At 68.2% G+C, this 2,972-nt stretch carries 1 protein-coding gene; it reads left to right on the plus strand.

Features of this window, described 5'->3' with window-relative positions:
• Positions 1-28 precede the first annotated feature (28 nt).
• A partial coding sequence (locus DZA62_RS35190; protein WP_332871906.1) for an SdrD B-like domain-containing protein occupies positions 29-2,972 on the plus strand: 2,944 nt, incomplete at its 3' end.

The following is a 2,972-nucleotide window of genomic DNA, read 5'->3' on the forward strand; positions in this document are numbered from 1 at the left end:
CGCCGGTCCGTGGCGGGTCGAGGCGAACGTGCCTGACACGCCGGAGTGGGCCGAGTGGCGCGATTCCGTCGTGGGCCGGGCCGCCGGCCAGAGCAACGGCACGACTGTCCAGTTCATCGACGCGGTCCCGGCGGCCGACGTGGACTTCTCCTTCCAGGTGCCCAGCGCCTTCGTGGAGAACAACCCGTTCGTGTTCCTGCCGGTCTTCCGCTCTGGCGGCTACGACGGCGCCCACACGGCGGAATTCGCCAGCGCGGCGCACGAGTATGACGCGATGAGCCCGAACACCACGACCGCCGTGCCCACCGCGATGCACGTACCGTTCGGGCAGATCGGCACCACGTACGGCACCGCGTACCAGCGGGCCGAGGCTCCCGGCGACTTCGGCTCGGTGTTCGCGTCGGCCTACGTCCGGCGGCACACCGGGCTCGGCCCGGGCGGCATCGACGCGATCTACCGGATCACCCCGGACAGCGGCACGCCGGACTCGCCGACGGCGAGCGGTGACGTCTTCGTCAACCTCGAGGACTACGGCATCGACGTCGGCAGCGACTCCGACCCGGGCGCCGTCGCGGGCGACCCGAACGGCCTGCGGCCGGTCATGTCGTTGGACAACGCGGCCTACGACTGGACTCGCGACTCCCAGGCCTGGGACAAGGTCGGCCGGGTGGGTCTCGGCGCGATGGAGATCTCCAACGACCAGCAGTCGCTGTTCGCGGTGAACCTGTACAACCGGTCGCTGGTCGAGGTGGAGATCAGCCGGGACGGCACCCAGGTGCTCGGCGTGACCGAGCACGAGCTGGACCAGTACTTCCCGGACGGCAGTGACCTGCGCCCGCACGGCATCTCGGCCAACCCGCTGACCAACGAGATGTACCTGACGGTCACGGACACGGCCGAGTCGACCGGCAACCGGGCCGACCTGCACGCCTACGTGTACTCGTTCGACCCGGCTGACCCGGCCGACCTGACCCAGGTGCTGGACTTCCCGCTCGGCTACGAGCGCGGCCTGTTCGCGGGCCTCTTCAGCGCGAACTACCAGCCGTGGAGCACCGACTCCGCCGACTGGCTGCAGTTCCTGCAGCAGACCAACGTCATGTACTCGGCGGTGCCGATCGTCGCCGACGCGCGCTACCTGCATGGCGACCTGGTCGTCGGCATCCGCGACCTGGGCGGTGACCTCTTCGCCAACGAAACCTACGTCGCCCCGGACAATGACCTTCTCGTGGTTCCCCGCTCGCTCGGCGGTGAGCTGCTGAAGGCCGGCTCGAACGGCGACGGCACCTGGTCGATCGAGCAGAACGGCGTCGTCAACGGCCAGCAGGGTGCGTTCACGAACCAGGTGACGCTGAACGGCCCGAACGGGCAGCCGGGCAAGTTCTTCATGGACACCTGGGTGAACGGGGCCGAGCACCTCGGCGCCACGCTGGTCGTCCCCAGCCGGGAGGACGGCATCTTGGAGACCGGTCTGCACTCCGCCGAGAGCGGCTTCCAGGTCGGCACTCGCCGGTTCTTCCAGGACAGCGGGTCGCTGGTGGAGCCGCGCGGTGCTGCCGTCTTCTTCACGAACAGCCCGGGGTCGGCGACCATGAAGGGCAACGGCCTCGGTGAGCTGACGGCGATGGCGTCGGCCGCGCCGATCGAGATCGGTAATTACGTCTGGTTCGACAATGACAACGACGGCATCCAGGACCCGGACGAGGAGCCGGTGCCGGGTGCGACGGTCAATCTGTATGAGGTCGACGCCGACGGCAACCGCACGCTCGTCAGCACCACGACGACGGATGCGAGGGGTGAGTACTACTTCTCGTCCAACGACGCCGCCTACCAGCTGAAGACGAACACCGAGTATGTGGTGGGTGTGGACGACCCGGCCGACTACGCGGCCGGTGGGGTGTTGGAGAACTGGTATCCGACGGTCCCGGACACGGGTGATGCGAGCTCGGTGGACGCGGACCGGAACGACTCCGACGGCTTGGTGGAGACCACCGACGACGGCGACTTCCCGTACGCCGCCATCACCACCGGCGGGCCGGGGGAGAACGACCACACGATCGACTTCGGGTATTCGAACATCGATTACGAGTTCGACAAGCGCACGGTGTCGGGTCCGACGGAGAACCCGGATGATGACGGCACGTGGACGGTCGTGTACGAGCTGGTCGCGGAGAACACGGGGATGATCCCGGGGGCGTACCTGCTCACCGATGATCTGACCGGGTACGGCGCCGGTGTCGAGGTGGTCGACACGCAGGTGGTCAGTGGTCCGCCGGAGGCGGAGGGGTTGTTGAACCCGGGCTGGGACGGCACGACCGATCTGAACGTGGTGACCGGTGAGGTGCCGATCGCGGCGCAGTCGACGGTGGAGAACGGCTCCGAGCATGTCTACACGCTGGAGGTGACGGTCCGGCTCACGACCGATCCGGACACCGGTGAGGTGACGGCGCTGCCGGAGGATCTGGCCTGCACCGACGGCCAGCAGGCCGGCGACGCGACGACGGGGTTGTTCAACCACGCCACGCTGGACCCGACGAACCACGAGGACCTCACCGACGACGAGTGCGGCGATCTGCCGGTTGTCACGCTGGACAAGACCGTCGTCACCGAGCCGCAGGTGGTGGACCGGGAGAACCAGCCCGGCGTGTGGGAGATCACCTACGGGCTGACGGTGACGAACGAGTCCGAGGTGCCCACCGATTACGACCTCGAGGACGCGTTGCGCTTCGGTGCCGGCATCGAGATCGTCGACGGTTCGGTGGTCGCCGCGAACACCGTCCCGGGCACGATCACGACGCGGCCGGAGTATGACGGCGTCAGCGACCTGCTGATCGTGGCGGACGAGCCGATCGGCGCGTTGGAGTCGCACGAGTACACCGTCACGGTGCAGTTCACCGTGAACCTGCCGAACCCGCCGGCGCAGCCCGACCCGTCGGACTGTGAGCTCGCTGCTGGTGGTGAGGACGGGACCGGGT

The organism is Jiangella endophytica (genome assembly GCF_003427025.1).
In the GTDB taxonomy this organism is placed as follows: Bacteria; Actinomycetota; Actinomycetes; order Jiangellales; family Jiangellaceae; genus Jiangella; species Jiangella endophytica.